The sequence below is a fragment of the Bdellovibrio bacteriovorus genome, assembly GCF_001592735.1.
Taxonomy (GTDB): domain Bacteria; phylum Bdellovibrionota; class Bdellovibrionia; order Bdellovibrionales; family Bdellovibrionaceae; genus Bdellovibrio; species Bdellovibrio bacteriovorus_D.
Window position 1 is genome coordinate 46,927 of sequence record NZ_LUKE01000002.1, and the last position, 18,505, is coordinate 65,431.

The window sequence follows — 18,505 nt, forward strand, 5'->3', positions numbered from 1 at the left end:
CATTTGGCGGTCAAAAATAATTCACAATTAAAGCTTGCAACCATGAGCATGGCTCGTTAAATTTCGCCTCCATGTGGCAAAATGAATTTTCAAAAAGCTTAAGAGAGCATTTCTTAATCTTACAGTCTAAGAACAAAAGATTTTCTCTTCGCGCTTTCGCAAAAAAGCTCTCTATCGCCCCCAGCACTCTTTCCCAGATTATTTCTGAACACGGAAATAAAGAGACTTTGAAAATTTCTGCCGTTCGCGCCGCCAAAATCATGGATCGCTCTGGCATGCGCACTTCCACGCAGAATTACATCCGTGCGTTGATGGGGCTTGATCCCATGCGCACCACCGAAGAATTTCCTCCAGAACACTACCCCACACTGCTGGATTGGTCTTACATGCCGATCCTTTTAAGTTTTTCGTTAGAGCCCGCAGAACGGGCCTTACCCCGAATTGCGAAAAGACTGGGCTTGACCGAAGAAAAAGTGCAAGCCGTGGTTGATGATTTAGAACGCCGTAAACTTTTAATTACCAACAGTGAGGGCGTGCGTGAACCTCACTTTGAAAATCTTCAGACATCGGATGCGATCTCGGCCGAGGTGATTAAAAAGCATCATCAAGAGAGTCTCGCGATCGCCGAGCGCATGCTTTATGTGGTTCCTGCCCCAGAGCGCGATTTCACGTCGATCACTCTGACCGGCAGTTCGGAACAAATTGAAACTCTTCGTAAAGAGATCCGTCATTTCTACCAAAAAATGCAAACCTTGATGGAATGTGCGCCTCGCAACGAAAAAGTCTATCGACTTTCTGTCCAACTATTTCCATTTGACCATATTCCACCTTCGGAGACTCTCAACTAATGAAATCAATTTTTGCGTTGCTTGGTATTTGGATCTTTGCTCAATCTGCCTTCGCTCATTCCGTTTTTGTAGGCAATGCGTGTGAAGTATTAAAACTTAAAGACACATATCTTTTACGCGATTTCTATGAAGATTCTTACTATACATCGGAAGCTCCCGTGATTGCGCAGGGAAGTCTTCGTTATTTGCCAGATGTTGAAGCTTCTCCGATCATTAATATTTCTATTTCTGCTGAACTCTTGGCGCAAAAGCTGGATCAGCTGAGCTTGGTCCATCCCGATTTGCCTTTGTATTTACTGGAAGTTATGAAGTCGTATCACTGGCTAGCGCTGAATCACCGCTTTGGCTTGCTTCAAGAAGACGGTGATTCACTTCCTGCTGAAATGCGCATGACTTTGGCGAATCGCTATTTAAAGACCATCCGAATTTCTTTACCGGTATGGACTCTTTTAGACGAGACGCAAAAAACGGCCGCCGTTTTACATGAAGTCCTTTTCAGTGTCGTGAAAACAGAAACTTCGGGCGAAGTGGCCCTGCAACGCAGCCTTGCCGTCAAAAAAGTGATCGCAGAAATATTTAAAAAAGATTTTAATCCCGCGCTGGTGAGAGATTTTCTGATTAAAAACTTTTCTTTGCCCTTAGAAGGTCCTCTTTTAAAACCTGAAAATCGCGCTTTTCCCGACGAGGTGTCATTTTCTGTTTTACTAAAGTCAAAAAAATCCGGGTTTGAAACTAAAAAATATAAAGTTCAAGATGCCTCCAAAGAAGCGGACCTTACTGCGGCGGTGGTGGGCTTTTGCGGCCAAGAGGTCTCTTCTTTTTCGCAACCGGTTTCTTATAGCTTCATCGCCAACCGCTCCGCGATCGGCATTTCTGAGAATTCATATCCAACCTTAGGCGGAGTGCAAATCGCTTTAAAGCTTTCGCAACGCTCGACCACTTTGAGCCGCGCAGAGGCCTGGTCTTTTAAAAACAGTGACGACTGTCAAAAGACTCTTTATTCGGAGATTGCAAACTGGCGAAATCAACCTACCGATTTATAAGAATCTGCCTTTTTAGTCTTCTGGCTTTGTTGTCGACCATGGCACTCCCGGCTTTGGCGGCAGGACCTTATATAAACTCCTGTGATGTCGTTACGATTAATGGCAAGTACATACTTCGCGATTTTTTTGAAAATGGTGTGACCCCAGCCATTGGGAAAGACACCTCACCGCTACTACAGCTGCTCAAAGAAGATCCCGTCGCCCGCACCGGCGTCTCTGTTAAATTGCTTGCTCACAAGCTTCAAGATTTAGAGCAAGTTCACGCCCAACTTCCTTACTTTATATTTTTAACCATCCATCATCATCAATGGTTCGTGCAGGATCGAAATTTTGATCGTTTGCCAGACAGCTCGCCGATCATTGATGTGACCTCGGAACAATGCCACAGCTTGGTGGCTCGTCAAGGTTCGCAAGTTTACTTTAATAAACCCATCTGGCAACGTCTGGATACCGAACAACAAGTCGCCGTGGTTTTGCGACAGGCCTTTTTAAGTCTGCTCAAGCCCGAACTATTTTCGGCCTCATCCATGCCGCCAGAAACCCCGGTCAGAGAAATTATCGCCGAGCTTTTTAAAAAGAACCTCCGCATCCCGTCTATTCGCGACGCTCTCCATCGCTACTTTCAAATTCCGATTCGTCCATTTTTAGATGATAATTGCAGCCCCAGTAATTTTGTTCCAGGCTCCGTGCACACTTTTAATTTCATCAATTATGCCGAACCCAATTCCATTTCCATCGCCGTTTCCGCGGATCGAAATTTTTATTCACCGATCCTTTTAGAATTCGAAGAGCGTATTGAAAGGCCGGAAAAGAAAAAAGACAAACTCGGTCAAGCCGTGAAAAATGCCTGCACGGCCATGCTCGCCTCCGAAGGGCAAATTGTCATTGAAGCTTCGCGCCTGCCAGGAAAGCTGAGCGAACAGCAGGTGCCCATCCGGTACGGCACCCATTTTTCGCTTTCTATTCAGGCTTTGCACGGCATTTTGAATTTTCAAGCCTATGACTATCCGACGGTTGAAGAATGTTCTAGCTCGTTACTGAAACTTGTAAACAGTTGGATTGATGGAGAGGACTTCACGCCCTCCCCAGATAACGATGCCATCTGCTACAATCAGGCCACTTCGCTTGATGACGCCGCTGCGGCGACAGAGGCGGGAGATGCCGCCGCTTTGCCCTTAGCTAAGAAATAAAGCGGTAAGAAACCCGCCATACGCCCCACGCCCGCAATTGCAAATAAGATTTGATAGCTGATAAACTTTTCGCCAAAGTACCACAAGAGCTTCCCGCCGATAAAAGTTCCCAAGATGATCGCCACGGAGTTTAAAAGATTATAAACCGTGAGCACCGGAACTTTTTCTTCGTGTTTGAGGTCTTTAAAAAAGATCAGGGCTAAGCCCACTTCCACAAAGGCCCACAAAAGGCCACTGACAAGTTGAAGCGCATAAATAAATTCAACTGTCGTGCTCGCCGCCCACAACATGGGCAATGGCGAAATAGTGGCGGCACCAAAAATAAATAAACTTAATCCCGAAGAAGACCCTCGAAATTTTTCAATCGCCATGGTGGTCAGAGCTTTACCCACGAATAAAAGCCCGGTGGCGATCATAAACTGACTATAGTCCATCTTTACTTGCGCCAACATGAAGGGCGTCACGAAAGGTGATGAGATAAAGACAGCAGCCTGAAAGGGAGCGAGTCTAAAAAAGAAGGTGCGCTTTTCTTCGTTGTTCCAAAATACTTTCCATGAAGCCCGGAAGCCCAATTTAGGTTCTTTGCGCCAAATCGGATCAAAATGCTGCCTTGATAAAATCCAAGACGACATCAACCGAGCGCCACAAGCAAAAACGAAAAGCAAAGTAAAGACCGAGGTGAATGGACCAATTTCAACTTTGTTGTGAAGGGCCACTCCCCCACCAATCAAACCAATTAAAACCCCTAGCTGAGTGATGCGGGCACGCTTTGAAAAGAACTTGTTTCCTTCTTCGATATTTACTAAACGCCCCATCCAATAGTTCCACGCCAGTCCCGCCGAAAAACCAGATCCCCAGTACAGTGTGAGAATTAAAAATAACGTCCAAAAATTCGGGGCGTGCGTGGCAGAAAAATAAATAAGCGGTACGAAGGTCAATGCTTGCAATGAACTGACCGCCACCACCCAGTGCTTGTGAGAGCGAACTTGTTGCAATCCTCTGGGAGTGATGAGTTGTAAAATCGCGCCGCTGACAAGGGGAAGACTGGCTAGAACGCCCGCAAAAACTTCGCCCATACCAATAGAAAGTGAATAAGCCGGTAAATAGGTTTCACCCGCCCCAATAACCAACGCACTTAAAAAAGCGTCAATCAAACTTAATCGCAGACTTTTTTCACGTTGGCCCAAGAGCGCAAAATCCTTTATTAGAGAAGATTTCCCGCGAGATAAGGGGAATCTTTCTAAAGTGTAACAGGGCGCTGTTATTGGACATGAAGGAAGTTGAGAAGCTAGACCTTTTTTAAGAAACCCCGACCAGGGTCGAGCGGATATCAATTCAGAAACTTTAGAAAAGCTTGATGGCACCCACGGTCAACGTCGTGAAAAAACTTGCCACGATAAAGCACCAGGCGTAACTCAGCAAAATCATCACCCCGTCTCGCTCCATATAACCGATCGCACTTAAAAGGATGCCAATCACGGGAATGGTGTTGGAAAACGGAATAGGCAATGGGAGCGATAACAAAATCGCGTATACCACCACCAGAATAAGATTGATAAAACGAAACACGGCAAAATCATGCAAGAAAGTCAGACGTGCCGTAACGACCTTCGAGGCGTAGCCCCAGATTTTTTCAGCGACATTTGAAACTTTGATTAAAACTTCAGAAGAGATTTTTAAATGTTCAAAGCGTTTCGGAAGCCAGGGCGGCCGATTTAAAAAAAGAAATACTGCTACGGCCGCAATCAAAAATCCCAGAGGTGTTGAAAGTCCCGGAATCGGGATGGGTTGCATAAACGGCAGACATAAGAAAATCATTAAAAGGGCGTGCCCTTCTTCACCCATGATCGCAAAGACCCGCTGAAGAGTGAGTTCTTCTTTGGCGGCTTCTTCTTGAAGTGCATCCATCACAGCGATGAATCGACTTTTGGGGTTCGGAGTTATCATGGAGTTTATTTTAGAGATTGATGAGCAAATAGCAACAAGGACTCCGAAGTCCTTGTTAGAAAGTATGATGCAAACTGACAATCTCTATTTAGCACCTTTTGCAGGCGTTAAACGAGGTTGTTTTTCAGTTGTCCGTGCTGAAGTCGATGTTTTTTCTTCAGTTTGTGATAGCATACAATTCATCGTGGTGCGCCAGTCTAGCATTCTTAAAGGCGTCATATGACCGCCATTTTTAAACACCACCGTGCGAAAAGGATAACTGGGATCTGCTTTATGAACTTTTTCTGCTAACTCTAAGACCTCGTCCGGATAATCCTTTTCTCCTTGTGCTAAGAGCACGGGAATTTTTTCTTTGCTCACATTAGAATTTTGAAAATCATAGGGAGCACCTCCCCCAATTAAAACCATCCCGGATAATTCTTTGGTGATTTTTTCTTCATTCGCCACTTGCCAACAAGTGCTCACACCTGCCGATCCACAATTCAAAATGATTTTTCCGTTTGGACAAGATTTCTGACGGATATGGCGGATTAATGCAGCCAATCCTTTGGTGTCTCCAAAGTTTTGAATCGTAGGACTATAATAAAGTCCCTCGTTATCTTGAGCTAAATGCTTCATGCGGTTAAACGCTCCACCAAAAATCGTATCATTCATTCCCAGGCCACCGCGCCAGGGTGTCGCACCATGAACCCAGATCGTCGCCCACTTACAACTCTTTGCCGCCACATCGCCCACCTCATAAGTCGACAAAGCCTTTGTCGACTCATCAGGCTGAGCCAAGTCTTCATTGACGGAAACGACAGGGGCTTTGACGTCTTTGTAAATTTCTCGAACTTGTTCTTCGGTATCCGCACTAAAGATTGCGCCCGCCGAAGCTTTCTTTATTTCCGTCACGTTATAAGGAGCTTCTAAACCAATCGAAATTTTTCGTTGCTGAAGACCGTTAAGGTCAAAACGTTCTGGCTTTGCTAAGCCTCGCTTGGGCACGATATCCCGACCATTAACATGCTTCATTTCATCATAAGGCATCTTCATAGACTTGCAAAGGTCTGCGCAATTCGAAGTACGCAGAGGATAATTACACATGACATGCGGTTTTTCTTCGGCAAAGAGTTCATCTTTTGAAGAGGCTTTCAGAGGAACGGTTTCTGCGGCCTGCAAGATCAAGGGAAAGAATAAAAAAGAGCTTAAGACTATCAATATATTTTTATTACTTTTTCTTTTTGGCATTTTTGCCTCCCACCTTCGCAGGTTTTCTTGCCGGTGACTTGTCAAACGTTCCGACGGTGAGCCATTTAGGACCTTGGGATTTTTCAAACAAGCTGCACATCTGCTCTAAGCTCATCACCGGTTCGATGACCTTTCTGCTTAATGGCCATTTTTGTATCGCCTGCTGAACCTGCACGCCCTTCAGATTTAAATACGCCAGCGCCTTAAAGTATCCATTTAGATCATCATCAATAGCACTGCCAGCCACATAGGCGATAAGAGGAACCGCCATCGGTTTTGAATGACGCAGAAGAAGCTCTCCCCAGATCATTTGCACCATCTGCACGCGGTCCATGGTGTTGAGCTCTCTGACGATATCCGACAATGGCATATCGCGATCATAGGGCCACACTTTCGTATCACACCACACCGGCAATGATTTTTTTGTTTGCCCCTGTGCTGACACCGTTCCTAAAAAAATTAAAAAGAGGATGAACGTTATTTTTTTCATTCGGCAAATTTCCCTTTTCGCTCTTTAGGTTTCCTTATAGGGGTGTCGCTAGAACAAGACCCTTGGGTGGTAAAACCGATTTTATCTCCGGGTAAAGACACATCCCTGACAATCCGTGCTTTGGCATTAGCACTTAATAAAGGCATGATATCCGGATCTCCGACTAGAACTGTTGACACGCAAGGCGAGTTCGCCAGTTCCTCTACGGCCTTCACGGTGTTAAGGCGGTTGTAGTTACAACCCTTCAGGATGTCCTCCATCGCCTTCGTCGAAGAAGCCGAAGAGTATATAATAGTACTACCCTGACCTGTTGAAGCATAGGCCGCCGCACCAGTCTCAATTTCCGAGAGAGGGCCATTTACGATGGACTCATAGTCCTGTGGCGACAAATCAATAGCGACTAGCATGTCTAACGAAGTCTGGATGAGACTGCTGGATCGGGTTCCCGTCCCGATAGTGCAATTCACGGGTTGATCTTCTTGCCATTCACGTTCGCCCGTCTCTTTGGCTTTCGCGACCATCCGCACGGAGTTGCATGATTGCACTAAGCCTTCGATGGAACTAGACGAAACCCTCACCATCGTCGCTTTTTCTAAGTCTTTTCTAGTCTTCGCAAAACGATCGTTCAGGCTAGGAACCACTCGTGCGGCGTCTTTGCATTTGGCAACTGCATCGTCATATCGACTTACCAGCTGAGCAATCATCTTTTCTTGAATCGCCGCTTTTTCTTTGGCACTGCGATCCATATCTTTTTTCATGCTGTCGGCCAATTCTTGATCTGCTTTTTTTCTAGCTTCTGGCGAAAGTTTGGGACGCGCGGAAATACCATATTGCTTTGACATCAGGTTTTGGAGAGCTCCAACCCCCTTAAGCTTGCCAAAGTCGGTATTAAGAATTTCGGTGAGATCTTTATAATTGCTGACTTCACACTGAGTGGATTTACACGCATCCAAACTGTCACTGAAAAAAAAGAGGGGCCGAAAGATGTTCTTCGGATCGTTAAAATCTTTGTACTTAAAATTTTTAACAATCTCCGCCTTCTTTGCTTCCGTCTTTTTCAGAATCGACTCAAGCTCGGACTTAGAAAGCTCTTGGAATTCCGGTGGTGTGTAACCGTTGATTTGTCCCTGATAGGCTTTTTTCAAATCCTCATAACTGCCGTAACAATAGCCGTATCCACCTTGACTGGGATCCTCACTGCCCCGAGCGCGCCAATCCACCGGATCGTCGTCATTATTCTTTTTAACCGGCAATAATTGGACTCCCTCGTGACTTGTACCGACCCGCATGGGTTCAATTTTGTCTTTGGTATTGTAAGCTTTTTTGACTTTATCTAAGCAATCCGCCGAAGGCGCTTCGCAAGTGCGTGGCATCACCAAGTCATTTCTTTCCGTGGCGGCATCATCAAGCTGCTCGCGCTTCATCCAACCGATATCGCCGCGATCGGTGCGCACCTGAACCCAGTCTTGCATTTGGCAATCCACGGTGGCGCCAATGACATCTGCAAAAAGCCCTCCCGCAGGAATCGTTTTATATTCTTTGTAAGTAAGACGCATATTGGTCTCACCCACTTGCCCGGCACCGGCCGTTTTACACGTGGGAGGGGCTGCTTTTAAGGTCAAATTATTGTCTTTATTTAAATAGGCAAAAGTTCCCGAGGTTTCAAAAGACTTATTGAGTTTTTTAAACTGACCTTTTTCAGGGCTCCAGCCAATTGTATCTTCGACGGTATCCATGTTCTCTTGGACGAAGTAACCAAAATAATTGGGTTTCGGAAGAGTCCCCGTCTTTTTTGATTTTTCGGCACGCTCTTCATACTTTCCAAGATTGTAAAGAGTTGCCAACACTTCGGGCTTTTTTGAAATATCAATTCCCTGCTTAGCGTAGGCATCTTGCGCTTGGCGAATGATCGCCGCCGCATATTCTGCAGAGCCTGAAGGGGTTAAGAGCAAGGCCTGCACCTCTTCCGGAGTTCTTTCGGGCCGGATACCTAAGGAGGCGATGTGTTTTTCCGCCTCCATGGCTGGAGCTAGATTAATTTGTCCCGGACCTACGGACATACCCGCCTTCGACATCGCCTTCGCACTTAAGGAGCTGTTTTTTGCTAACCAAGATTGCAAGGCATCATCAATCTGGACGTTCAAGGTATTTTCGGTAAGAATGGCGCCCCCCACCGCACGTGGGTCCACGCCATACATTTTAGAATATTCCATAATGGACGGCGCCATTTTTTCGACCATCTTTTTTACGGAAGCTTTCGGCTTTTTTAGCGAGCTATCGTTTTCCTTAAGCTGGCCACAAAATTGATCATAAGAACAAAGCTCATCAAGAGTGATCTTTTTTTCCGCGGCTCCGGAAACAGAAAAGACAGCCATTAAAAATAGAAATAGAATGAAGTGCTTCATATGTGGCTGCTTATCGGAAAAACTAGGCGTCCTCTTAATCTCGACCTTCATCTAGGGGAAATTGAGGTCGCGTGCTCATCAAAGATGTGGGCCATACACCGATTCAATCAGCTGCCGACGCCGGCAGTGCTGTGCATAAGAGATCCGTTTTCCAGCATGACAAAATAAAAAACCCAAGCCGAAGCTTGGGTTTTTCATTTCTTAAGTTGTGATTGCAGAGAGCTGCTTCAGCTACGCTCTGCGGGCATCCGCCCCTTCAGCTACGGGCCGCTGGCCCTACGCTCTGCGGGCATCCGACCTATCCACCAATGGTCGCAACAAGTTGCGCGATTAGCAAAGAGACTACCGACATAACTTTGATCAAGATAGCGATACCTGGACCTGAAGTGTCTTTGAACGGGTCACCGACAGTGTCACCAACGACTGCGGCTTTGTGTGCGTCTGAACCTTTAGGATGACCTGGCAATCCACCCTTCTCAATAAACTTCTTAGCGTTATCCCAAGCTCCACCGGCATTGGCCATATACAACGACATTGTTGCACCAACTGCCAAACCACCCGCAAGAAGACCTGCTAAAGCTTGAGGTCCCAACAAGAAACCAACAGCCACGGGAGAAAGAATAGCGATCATCCCTGGCAAGATCATTTCCCAAAGTGCGGCTTGAGTCGCAATATCCACGATCTTAGCAGGTTGTGGTTCTGCTTTACCTTCACGAAGTCCTGGGATTTCTTTAAATTGACGAGCAATTTCTTTCACGATTTTTTGCGCCGCTTTTCCTACCGCCGTCATCGTTGTTGAACCCACTAGGAACGGAAGGATGGAACCAAGCAAGATACCGATCAAAACGCCTGAGTTTGTGATGTCTAAAGACATTTTCACTAAGCCCGCTTTTTCACGCACATGGTTTACTTCCATGTTGAATGCAGAGAAAAGCGCGAGAACCGTCAAGATCGCTGAACCAATCGCAAAACCCTTACCGATAGCTGCAGTGGTGTTACCAACCGCATCTAATTCGTCAGTGATATCACGAACGTTTTTACCAAGACCTGACATTTCAGAGATCCCGCCGGCATTGTCAGCAATCGGACCGTAGGCGTCCACCGTCATCACAACCGCAGTTCCTGCTAGCATACCGACTGCAGAAAGCGCGATACCGTAAAGACCCAAAGCTTGGTCAGCAACATAGGCCGCCACAACCACGATCAACATCGGAATTGCTACGGATTCCATACCCACAGCCAAACCACGGATAACGCCAGTACCCGCACCCGTTAGAGCTGCTTCAGCAACCAAACGAATTGGACGAGCCGCTGTGTAGTACTCAGTGATAAGACCGATCAAAGCTCCACCAAACGCACCCGCTGCCAAAGCAACAGTCACTGATTGAGAGATCCCGAACATGGGCATCACAATGTAAGACGCAATCGTCAAAAGAATTGGTGGAATGATCAAAGCATTGCGAAGAACCGTTGCGGGCTTGCCGTTTTTAAACGCGCGCGCGGCAAAGATCACAACAATTGAGATCACTAAACCAAGAGTAGAAAGAAGAAGTGGAAGCACCACACCCGTTAAACGAGTCGCCTCAGCATCAGCTGCTGAAGTTAGAAGTTGAGACAAACCTTCAACTGGGATTGTCAAAGCAATCGCCATTGCCGAAACGATCGCCGCCACCATCGATTCATAGATGTCAGCCCCCATACCGGCAACGTCACCGACGTTGTCACCCACGTTGTCAGCAATAACGCCTGGATTGCGAGGGTCATCTTCAGGAATGTTTTCAACAACTTTACCCGCGATATCCGCGCCGACGTCAGCCGCTTTAGTATAGATACCACCACCGATACGCGCGAAAAGTGCAATAGAAGAAGCACCTACGGCGAAGGAATGCATGATTGTTCCCATGATTTCTTGACCTTGGAATGCGATGTAAAGAGCGCCCAAGCCGACAAGTCCAAGACCCGCGACGGAAAGACCCATCACCGCACCACCATCAAGAGCGACAAGCAAGGCACCCGGTTTTGAACCCAAAGCTGCTGCTTGAGAGGTACGAACGTTGGCATAAGTGGCCGCTTTCATACCGAAGAAGCCTGCAAGTAAAGACAAGAAAGCACCAAGGACAAAAGATCCCGCTGCGATTCCGCCTAACGCAAACCAAAGTGCTGCCGCTACGACAATGGCGTAGACGAAAAGGACTTTGTACTCACGCACTAAAAAGGCCATTGAGCCTTCGCGAACATAACCCGCGATGCGATTCATAGTTTCATTGCCGGCTGGTTGCGCTTTCACGCGCAGGTACAGACCCAAAGCAACGATCAAACCAACCACCCCAGCAATAACTGGAGAAATTAGCAAAGATTCACTGAACATTGTTGCACTCCATGTTTGATTTTCGTTTCAATTACGAAGGCTTAAGAAGTACAGACTTAAGCCCAGCGAGTCAACGAGAGGCGAATTCTCGACCCCACCTTTTTCGTGGCACGGCGCATTTTGATTATTTTTTAAGCAGATTATTTAGTTAAGGCCTGAACGGCTTGCGAGATCCATGAGAAATACTTTCCGGTGAGTGTCGCAATTGTAGTGCGACGACAGATATCTCCCACCTTGCCGCCAAAGAGGGTGCGCGTGTTTTCAGCTTGAGTGGTGATGGCCACCAAAACAGGTTGTCCTTTTGTATAAGTAAAATGCGGACCGCCAGAATCCCCTTTGCAAACACCTTTGCCATTGCTTTGACGGTATTGCAAAAATGACGGGCGTGCTGAAGTCACGCTGCCTTGGAGGTTCACCATGCGCATCTCACCAGAATCAAAATTGCCTGAGGCGGTGCGACCGATGCCGAATGCGCGAGTTTTATAACTCCCCGGCTTTAACGCCGCTCTCGGCAATTGCGCAATCTGAGTTCCTGCAGGAGCTGGCTTTGTTAAATGCAGGACGGCGATATCATCTTCATTTTCTGAAAGTCCATAACCCATGTGCCGCAAAGCCATGTCGTATTCAACAACCGAGCCATCAAAAAACTGCACCCCTTTATCTAAGGCCATTCCCGATTGCACACAATGAGCAGCCGTTAAAACTGTTTGCGGACTGATAATGGTGCCGGTACAAAAAAGTTTTTGAGTTTGCAAATTGATTAAGGCCACAGTGGCTCTTAAACCTAAATCATCTTGAGAAAAAGCTTCGGCCCCGACGATACCGCCAGAGTCTGACACGCCCTCCGCTTCCATCTCATATTCTTCAGCCGGCGTTTCAGCGCAACCCATAAGACTTAAGCCTCCTAAAACTAAGATAAGATTTAAAGCGATAAGTCGTTTCATAAGGGTCTCCGGCAAAACTCGAACGCCCCTTATAGAGCAAGGCCTGTACCGCCTTATAAACGATCTAATAGCATTTAATACGAACCTAAAGCAATTAACGTCACTGCAAGGCAAAAACCGATCAACAGCTTAAGAAGGACTTAAGATCGGAGCCAAAAATGCGAAGAAAAATCCTACTAAAAAAATGACGACCGAGAGCCCATAAACCCGCGCAGAAAAGCGTCGGCCCGAGATGCAGGCATTGCGCAGTTCAGGATCTAGAGGGCATGGCGCATTTCGATTGCGCCACAGCAGAACTCCGTTTAGTGCCAACATCACTCCCGCAAAAATAAAAACAAAACCCTTGTTTTCTGAAACCCAGATAAGACCCGGGACATTCCCCGCAAGGCCTGCAAGCACGGCCCCCATCCCTAGGCTTACTAAAAGTGCGGGCAGCGCACAGCAAATCAAAGTGCCCGTGGAACTAAACAGAGTCAGAAAAGTAACAAACTTATTTGTCTGTATTTTGGGTGTTACCGTTGACGACGTCATAGCCTGATTCCTTTAATAAATTGGAGATCTTTTCATCACTTAATTTCTGCCCGTCTTTATAGGTCAGCTTGACGTATTTTTTTTCTAAGCTGACTTCGACACTTTGAACTTCGGGCTGTTCTTTAAATTTTTTTGTAATGCCTTGAGCGCAGAATGAACAGACCATGCCTTTAACACCGACGGTTTGTGTTTCGCCTGCAAAGGCCAAGCTTGAAAGTAAAAGTATGGTTGAGAGAATGAGTGTTTTCATAAAATCTCCATTAGTAGTGCGCCATAAAGTTAAGGGCTCCGCCGCCGCCAAGAGTGGTGCCAAGTTCTATTAAAACATTGCGATAAAAAAGGCGGACAAATTGAGTGACCTCTATATCTTCATTATCTTGTTTCTTAAATTGCGCAATAAACCAGGTGTTCAAATCATTGTATTCCGCTAAGTAAGGCGCAAAGCCCGCGCGCACTTTTCCTTGTTTGATGTCTTCACGTTTTACAAAATCAGAATCTTGCCTGAAAAACTGCGCATAGCTTGCGGCCACATAGTATTTACGCGATTCCCAGTCCGCATCAATTTGCGCTAAGCCGACACCTTTGGATTCGTTAAACGACTTTTCTAAACCATAGCCCACGCCAAGATAAACATTTCCTTGAGAGTCTTCGTTGTTCCAACGTTTTGCCAGTAAAGACGCGCGCGGCAGGGTTGCCTCGATAATATCTTCAAACTTATAAAAGCTAGTTGCGGCGGAAAAATAACTTTTAAAAGAATAGTTTAAAGTCAGCTCATTTTCCTTGTTGTCATTGTAAGACATCAACCCCCACGCCCCTTCAAAAGAAACCGGGTGGGCCCGTGCAGACAACGAAATGGCGCTGACGAATGTCAGGAGAAGTATTTTTAGCATCTTGATATTCCCTCTTGAGAAGCCTTTCAAACCTCATTAGGATGGGGCAAACAGGTTTGTGACAAAAATGACGAAAAAATTAACCGAACAAACAGATGAAGAGCTTTTATTAAGTCTCGCCGAAGGCGAAACGAAGGCTTTGGATATTCTGTTTTTAAGACACTCTGGAAGAGTGCTCGCCTATGCGCTTAAAAAGGGCCTGTCGCCGGAACGCGCAGACGATGTCTTACAAATCGTGTTCTTACAATTACATCGCAAAAAACACCTTTATGACCCCAAGCATGCGGCCCTAGCCTGGATCTATGTCATCACCCGCAGTGAACTAAAGGATTATCGCAATCGGGAAATAAAGGATTTTAAGGAATGGGATGATTCCTTGTCACAAACCGCCGAGATGGCTCCTATGTTAGAGACGAAGGACGAGGCTTTAGGGCTGCTCTCGGGCTTGCGAGAAAAAGACCAAGAAATCGTTAAAATGAGATATTTAGATGAAATGGAGTACGCGGAGATTGCTAAAGTTTTAAATGAATCTGAAGGCAATATTCGTCAAATCGTCAGCCGCAGCTTGCGCTTATTAAGAGGTCGATCATGAAAGACTTAAAAAAAGATTTTGAATCTTTCGTTGCCGCAGAACACCCGGCGGGATCTTCTTTTGTTTTAGAAAAAATCCATTCGCAATTAGATCTGCCGTCCCCATGGAAAGCAGCGACAAAACTGGGTCTCGCCCACGTCATAAGCTCGGTGGTGATTTTATCAGCCTGTGCTCAGTTTGGCATCCGACTCTTTTTCCCCGGCCATGGATTGATGCATTACTTTATGCAAATCAGTCCGACTTTTTGTATGAGCTTTTGTGGAGGGCTTTACTTAGCTTCGACGTTCTTACTGGCGCGTCTGCTTTTAACTCGCGATGAGTTTTTGGTGATTTATCGCTCTAAGATTTTAAGCATTCTGTCTTTGGGTTTGATTTCTTTAGGCGCGTTTGCCCTGGTCAGTCATGAAGTGACTTTTCAGGCAGGGCTTTTATGGCTTTTTGGAGCCATCATTGGGGCAGAACTTGCGAGCCTTTCAAAGACTCGCGTGCGACAATTCTTAGCAAAGATCTAATTGCTTTTTTTAGCTTGCAGAGTTTGCGATTCTGCGACGTTATTATCTTGATGCGCTTTCACGTGCGACCAGATTTTTTGACTGACAGGCCCTGGAAGACTGGCTTCGATTTGCGCGTCAGCTTTAGGATCTAACGAAGACCAGTTCAATAAAACTTCGGCCTTCACCCCGGCCAGTGCTTTGCGTGAATCCAGAGAATTCGAATTGTTTTCAATGGTCGTATCCGCGACCACATCTCTTAAAACTGCGGCCACTTCATCACGGGCCCCGGCCTGCAAGGCTTCAAAAAGATAATCCAAAGCTGCATTTTGCAAAGAGGCGGTGTCCTTTGAAGCCTCCGCCAACAGCAAAGGCTTCATGCTTTGAATCAGCGTGCGATCTTCAAGCAGCTCTTTTTTATCGCGCTCTTCATTTTTGGCCATTAACACTTTTTTGCGAATGCCAAGATATCTTTCTAAATCCGCCCGGTATTTAAAATCGGTGAAGGCTTTATTTTCGGCAGATTTTTGAACCGGAGACGAAGTCGCCCTCTCAGAAGGCACCACCGCTTCCGCCTTTACTATGGCTTTGGGCCCGGGCTGAGGAAGCTGAGGAGGCGAATTCGCCGGAGTCTCTTTTGAAGACTCCGGCCCTTTAGTTTTTTCTTCGGGAGATGCGGAGAGGAAGTAAACTCCCAATCCGATACCGACGACCACCACCACAGATAAGGCTATTTTCTTAATCATTTGTCAAAAACTCCGCGAGTTAATTTTTGACGGAAGAGCGAACGATTCATATCTTTCGCACCTTCATTTTGGAAGTAAGCCGAACCATTTAAGTAACCATTCGTCACCAGGATGTTGTGATGAATAGCACTGGATTGGACAAACACGTTATACACCTTACCGAAGTGTTTAATCGGAGTGATGGACACGATGGGATCCAGTGCGCCACCCACTTGGACTAAAGCTTCGCCTGATTTAAACTCACCGGCTTTTTTCATCATACCATCCGCTGTTACCACGGGATGGTTCGGAGTTAATTTCAACTCGCGACCGGACTGCATTTTGAAGACCAAGATGTCATGTTCGGTATCGATAAGCTCCGTCACCCATTGGTCGACTTTCGTTTTAACTACAGTCTTGCTTCCCATGCTTTGCGCACTTTGCAATGAAGCGACATAACCTGCATTTTTAGTTAAAGCATCAATGAATGGCATGTATTTCAATTTGCCGTTCGCATGCTCTTGCGCCAGGATTTGTTGCTCGGGAGTGGCGCATGAAGATACGCAGACTGTTGCCACATAAGCTGTCGCAGGCATTGTACAAGGAGCACTTGCCACTTTCGGAGCAATCCATGGTTTTTCTGGTTTATAAGCGTAGTTCATGAATGTTGGATACAACTCACGACCTTTACCGCCGACAGACACCTCTTTACCGTCAACTTTGATTGTCACGTTTTCGAAGTTCGTTAAAAACTCTTTAATCACTGGCAAGTCATTTTGACATTTCACCATCCAGTCGTAACGACCTTTGGCTTCGGTGTTATTTAAGCTGTCTTGCGAACAACGACGAGCCACATAGTCACGGCAGAAGCTTTCTTCAACCCACGCCGTTGGCACGGAAACATCGCTTTCAAGTTGCACGCTGTGATTGATACAAGCGTAAGTTTTCGTATTCACAACTTCGCGAGTTTTTACAATCAAACCAATTTGGTTTTTAGGGCAAACTTTAGAGCTGTTGGCCTCTTCTGTTGTTGAAGAGCTTTCTTGACGACGAACCGCTTCAGGGTTGCCATCACAAACTCGTTCTTCAACCGGCGCTACCTGATCACCGCAACGGCTGTTATCGACCTGGTTGCCTTTATCATCACGGCACACGAAAACGCGTGTTTGCTTACCGCCGCAATCGGCTGAGCATGATGAATAATTATCAGTTCCGGCATAGCTGTAAACAGGGCATGAACCTGATGTTTTAATATCCCCCTGACGAGTGTTCGAATTTACCACGGAACCATCTTGACATGTTTGATCCGTTACTTGGTTAAAGATGTCAAAGATGCCTTGTTCTTGGAACTGACATTGTTTTTGAACTTGGATTTCACCAATCACCACGCCCGTTTTCACGGTTCCATGAGAACCAAAGCTTCCACAACCTTCATGACAAGTCATTTGGTTCGCACTTTGAGATCCGGAAAGAACACCGTTATTACAAGAGCGTACTTCACTGACACTTTCACATGTGTTAGCTGGAGTGGAAGTCGTGTAAAGAACTTTAGAAGCTCCGTTGGCAAGAAGCGAACCATCTGGCAAGCGGCAAGATTGACCTTGGCATTCACCTTCATTGGTTTTTTCTTTCGTGCGCGAAGTTTCTTTCCATTCTAAATGCTCAACCACAAGTTGACACTCTTCGATCACGACGTCACGGTAAGTCACTGTTTTAGTGCCGTCGATACCACAAGCTTGAACTTCTGAATAAAGCTCGCCCTCGAACATGCGTTTTTCACCTTGGAAAACACAAGCGTTAGGATTTGTTGGTTCTTCGGGCTCTTCTGGGATATCAAGATTTTCAATCACACGGATTGAATGTTTTAAGGTGATCCATGGTTCCGTGCTCGCACCTAAGAATAATGTCGCGGTCACGGGATATGTGCCAATGGCGTTATAGGCATGGCTCACCGTTTGGTTTGCGGCAGTTTGGCCATCACCAAAATTCCAGCGAACGGCGCCGACTTTAGCAGTCAAACATGAAGGAATAAATACCGACAAGGTGGTCGCTACTTTCACTTTTGTTTCAGTTGGACCCGAAATTGATACATCCACCGCGCATTCCATACCATCAACAAGACCGATGATATTAATGTCACGAGAAACCACTGTTACTTTGTCGGCGGAATCCGTCACCGTGGCTTTTACGGTGTGAACTCTTTCGTCAAAGAAAATATGCGTAGGGTTCATACCCGCTTGCAGGGGAGTTGAATCACCAAAATCCCAAGCAATCGACTTAACAGTCACTGAAGAAGGTATCACTAAGCCAAAGCTCACATCACTATAAGAAAACGCGATGTGGGGGGCGGACATAGCAATTTCCGTCGAAACAACTTCTGTTTGGAAAGAAACCGCCGCGGCACCCGCCGTCTTTTCTTGGGCGACGACCACGTAAGAACCTGCCTGTTTATAAAGAGACGTCAGACCGGCTTTGGTTGCGACCGCACGGCTGGCACCTGCCACCTTCCAACTGACGTTTTGACCATTGACGCAGTTTCCGGCTTCTGCCAAGGCGTAATTCACAGCACTTCCTGATTGCGCTGAAGACTCCCCGACAATTTGCACGCCGTCACCGGTTGGTACAGATTCACATGATACAGAGGCTGTATTGAACGTTCCGATTTCCTCGTTAGTTGCTGCAGGCTTTTGACAGCCGGCTGCGACTAAAAGACTGAGTGACAATAAGACTCTTCCGTAATTCATGACCGCTCCCTTGCATGAAATTAATCTTCAAGGCAGCAGGAAAAAATCTCCATACTTTTTCAATGTT

The 18,505-nt window shown here is 46.3% G+C and carries 17 protein-coding genes; 5 read left to right on the forward strand and 12 right to left on the reverse strand.

Features of this window, described 5'->3' with window-relative positions; translation table 11 throughout:
* Window positions 1-71: 71 nt before the first annotated feature.
* Genes AZI86_RS10765 through AZI86_RS10775 form a run of 3 tightly spaced genes read left to right on the forward strand, consistent with a single transcriptional unit; the run spans window position 72 to window position 3,081 of the window.
* A complete protein-coding gene (locus AZI86_RS10765; protein WP_061835197.1) occupies window positions 72-848 on the forward strand; it encodes a TIGR02147 family protein in 777 nt (258 codons plus the stop codon).
* Window positions 848-1,891, forward strand: a complete 1,044-nt coding sequence (locus tag AZI86_RS10770) for a hypothetical protein (RefSeq protein ID WP_061835198.1) — start codon at window positions 848-850, stop codon at window positions 1,889-1,891. Before AZI86_RS10765 ends, AZI86_RS10770 begins: the two co-directional genes overlap by 1 nt.
* A gap of 38 nt (window positions 1,892-1,929) precedes the next feature.
* On the forward strand, window positions 1,930-3,081 hold the full coding sequence (locus AZI86_RS10775) for a hypothetical protein (protein ID WP_061835199.1): 1,152 nt from the start codon (window positions 1,930-1,932) through the stop codon (window positions 3,079-3,081).
* Here AZI86_RS10775 and AZI86_RS10780 read toward each other — a convergent pair.
* From AZI86_RS10780 to AZI86_RS10825, 10 genes are all read right to left on the reverse strand, one after another.
* Entirely contained in the window at window positions 3,003-4,235 is a 1,233-nt protein-coding gene (locus AZI86_RS10780; protein ID WP_216635906.1) for a permease, read from the reverse strand. The genes AZI86_RS10775 and AZI86_RS10780 overlap by 79 nt on opposite strands.
* A 190-nt stretch (window positions 4,236-4,425) precedes the next feature.
* Window positions 4,426-5,028, reverse strand: a complete 603-nt coding sequence (locus AZI86_RS10785; protein ID WP_253715886.1) for an exopolysaccharide biosynthesis protein — start codon at window positions 5,026-5,028, stop codon at window positions 4,426-4,428.
* Between the two features lie 84 nt (window positions 5,029-5,112).
* A complete protein-coding gene (locus tag AZI86_RS10790) occupies window positions 5,113-6,258 on the reverse strand; it encodes an alpha/beta hydrolase (protein WP_061835201.1) in 1,146 nt (381 codons plus the stop codon).
* On the reverse strand, window positions 6,239-6,748 hold the full coding sequence (locus tag AZI86_RS10795) for a hypothetical protein (RefSeq protein ID WP_061835202.1): 510 nt from the start codon (window positions 6,746-6,748) through the stop codon (window positions 6,239-6,241). The genes AZI86_RS10790 and AZI86_RS10795 overlap by 20 nt, the downstream gene beginning before the upstream one ends.
* On the reverse strand, window positions 6,745-9,153 hold the full coding sequence (locus AZI86_RS10800; protein WP_061835203.1) for a DUF1402 family protein: 2,409 nt from the start codon (window positions 9,151-9,153) through the stop codon (window positions 6,745-6,747). Before AZI86_RS10800 ends, AZI86_RS10795 begins: the two co-directional genes overlap by 4 nt.
* Window positions 9,154-9,451: 298 nt before the next feature.
* Window positions 9,452-11,521 (reverse strand): sodium-translocating pyrophosphatase, encoded by a 2,070-nt coding sequence (locus tag AZI86_RS10805; RefSeq protein WP_061835204.1) that lies wholly within the window; start codon window positions 11,519-11,521, stop codon window positions 9,452-9,454.
* A gap of 140 nt (window positions 11,522-11,661) precedes the next feature.
* On the reverse strand, window positions 11,662-12,465 hold the full coding sequence (locus AZI86_RS10810) for a S1 family peptidase (RefSeq protein ID WP_061835205.1): 804 nt from the start codon (window positions 12,463-12,465) through the stop codon (window positions 11,662-11,664).
* 129 nt (window positions 12,466-12,594) lie between these two features.
* Window positions 12,595-12,996, reverse strand: a complete 402-nt coding sequence (locus AZI86_RS10815) for a hypothetical protein (protein ID WP_061835206.1) — start codon at window positions 12,994-12,996, stop codon at window positions 12,595-12,597.
* A complete protein-coding gene (locus AZI86_RS10820; protein ID WP_061835207.1) occupies window positions 12,956-13,246 on the reverse strand; it encodes a heavy-metal-associated domain-containing protein in 291 nt (96 codons plus the stop codon). The genes AZI86_RS10815 and AZI86_RS10820 overlap by 41 nt, the downstream gene beginning before the upstream one ends.
* 10 nt (window positions 13,247-13,256) lie before the next feature.
* Window positions 13,257-13,886 (reverse strand): hypothetical protein, encoded by a 630-nt coding sequence (locus tag AZI86_RS10825; RefSeq protein ID WP_157684685.1) that lies wholly within the window; start codon window positions 13,884-13,886, stop codon window positions 13,257-13,259.
* A 67-nt stretch (window positions 13,887-13,953) separates the two neighbouring features.
* On the opposite strand from AZI86_RS10825, the gene AZI86_RS10830 reads away from it, so the two are divergent.
* Together AZI86_RS10830 and AZI86_RS10835 are read left to right on the forward strand one after the other, a co-directional pair.
* Window positions 13,954-14,478, forward strand: a complete 525-nt coding sequence (locus tag AZI86_RS10830; RefSeq protein WP_061835209.1) for an RNA polymerase sigma factor — start codon at window positions 13,954-13,956, stop codon at window positions 14,476-14,478.
* Window positions 14,475-14,990 carry a hypothetical protein gene (locus tag AZI86_RS10835; RefSeq protein ID WP_061835210.1) on the forward strand — a complete coding sequence of 172 codons (516 nt, stop codon included), beginning with the start codon at window positions 14,475-14,477 and terminating at the stop codon, window positions 14,988-14,990. Before AZI86_RS10830 ends, AZI86_RS10835 begins: the two co-directional genes overlap by 4 nt.
* On the opposite strand, the gene AZI86_RS10840 is transcribed toward AZI86_RS10835, so the two are convergent.
* Together AZI86_RS10840 and AZI86_RS10845 are read right to left on the reverse strand one after the other, a co-directional pair.
* Window positions 14,987-15,715, reverse strand: coding sequence for a hypothetical protein (locus AZI86_RS10840; RefSeq protein WP_061835211.1), 729 nt, complete (start codon window positions 15,713-15,715; stop codon window positions 14,987-14,989). The two genes, AZI86_RS10835 and AZI86_RS10840, sit on opposite strands and share 4 nt — an antisense overlap.
* On the reverse strand, window positions 15,712-18,438 hold the full coding sequence (locus tag AZI86_RS10845) for a PKD domain-containing protein (protein ID WP_061835212.1): 2,727 nt from the start codon (window positions 18,436-18,438) through the stop codon (window positions 15,712-15,714). Before AZI86_RS10845 ends, AZI86_RS10840 begins: the two co-directional genes overlap by 4 nt.
* Between the last annotated feature and the right edge of the window lie 67 nt (window positions 18,439-18,505).

Bases quoted from the DNA above. Each gene is read 5' to 3' on its own strand.
- AZI86_RS10765 (WP_061835197.1), top strand. From the start codon at position 72: ATGTGGCAAAATGAATTTTCAAAAAGCTTAAGAGAGCATTTCTTAATC.
- AZI86_RS10770 (WP_061835198.1), top strand. From the start codon at position 848: ATGAAATCAATTTTTGCGTTGCTTGGTATTTGGATCTTTGCTCAATCT.
- AZI86_RS10775 (WP_061835199.1), top strand. From the start codon at position 1,930: ATGGCACTCCCGGCTTTGGCGGCAGGACCTTATATAAACTCCTGTGAT.
- AZI86_RS10785 (WP_253715886.1), bottom strand. From the start codon at position 5,028: ATGATAACTCCGAACCCCAAAAGTCGATTCATCGCTGTGATGGATGCA.
- AZI86_RS10790 (WP_061835201.1), bottom strand. From the start codon at position 6,258: ATGCCAAAAAGAAAAAGTAATAAAAATATATTGATAGTCTTAAGCTCT.
- AZI86_RS10795 (WP_061835202.1), bottom strand. From the start codon at position 6,748: ATGAAAAAAATAACGTTCATCCTCTTTTTAATTTTTTTAGGAACGGTG.
- AZI86_RS10800 (WP_061835203.1), bottom strand. From the start codon at position 9,153: ATGAAGCACTTCATTCTATTTCTATTTTTAATGGCTGTCTTTTCTGTT.
- AZI86_RS10805 (WP_061835204.1), bottom strand. From the start codon at position 11,521: ATGTTCAGTGAATCTTTGCTAATTTCTCCAGTTATTGCTGGGGTGGTT.
- AZI86_RS10810 (WP_061835205.1), bottom strand. From the start codon at position 12,465: ATGAAACGACTTATCGCTTTAAATCTTATCTTAGTTTTAGGAGGCTTA.
- AZI86_RS10815 (WP_061835206.1), bottom strand. From the start codon at position 12,996: ATGACGTCGTCAACGGTAACACCCAAAATACAGACAAATAAGTTTGTT.
- AZI86_RS10820 (WP_061835207.1), bottom strand. From the start codon at position 13,246: ATGAAAACACTCATTCTCTCAACCATACTTTTACTTTCAAGCTTGGCC.
- AZI86_RS10825 (WP_157684685.1), bottom strand. From the start codon at position 13,886: ATGCTAAAAATACTTCTCCTGACATTCGTCAGCGCCATTTCGTTGTCT.
- AZI86_RS10830 (WP_061835209.1), top strand. From the start codon at position 13,954: ATGACGAAAAAATTAACCGAACAAACAGATGAAGAGCTTTTATTAAGT.
- AZI86_RS10835 (WP_061835210.1), top strand. From the start codon at position 14,475: ATGAAAGACTTAAAAAAAGATTTTGAATCTTTCGTTGCCGCAGAACAC.
- AZI86_RS10840 (WP_061835211.1), bottom strand. From the start codon at position 15,715: ATGATTAAGAAAATAGCCTTATCTGTGGTGGTGGTCGTCGGTATCGGA.
- AZI86_RS10845 (WP_061835212.1), bottom strand. From the start codon at position 18,438: ATGAATTACGGAAGAGTCTTATTGTCACTCAGTCTTTTAGTCGCAGCC.